The sequence below is a fragment of the Chitinophaga sp. 05T412 genome (assembly GCF_056396465.1).
The window spans coordinates 1-403 of record NZ_JBFTLN010000102.1 but is presented as its reverse complement, the minus strand read 5'-3'; the positions used below and the strand labels follow the sequence as shown (position 1 = coordinate 403).

Here is a 403-nt window from a genome sequence, read left to right as displayed (position 1 = left end):
GTCGTGGCCGGCGGCGGCGTCCACTACTCGGGCGCCGAGGAGGCGCTGCGCGCGTTCTGCGAGGCCACCGGCATCCCGGTGGGGGAGTCGCAGGCCGGCAAGGGCTCGCTCCCGCACGGCCACCCGCAGCAGATGGGCGCCGTCGGCTCGACGGGCACGACGGCCGCCAACGCGCTGGCCGCTGAGGCCGACGTCGTCATCGGCATCGGCACGCGCTGGAGCGACTTCACCACTGCGTCACGAACCGCCTTCCAGGACAATGCAGTCCGCTTCGTCAACATCAACGTCGCGCGTTTCGACGCGGGCAAGCACTCGGGCCTTTCGGTCGTCGCCGATGCGCGTGAGGCGCTGACCGCCCTGACGGCCGCCCTCGACGGGTATGCCGTCCCGTCCGACTACACGG

The 403-nt window shown here is 72.2% G+C and carries 1 protein-coding gene; it reads left to right on the top strand.

Features of this window, described 5'->3' with window-relative positions; translation table 11 throughout:
- On the top strand, positions 1–403 hold a 403-nt coding region (locus AC1DFM_RS34860; protein ID WP_477081395.1), incomplete at both ends, for a hypothetical protein.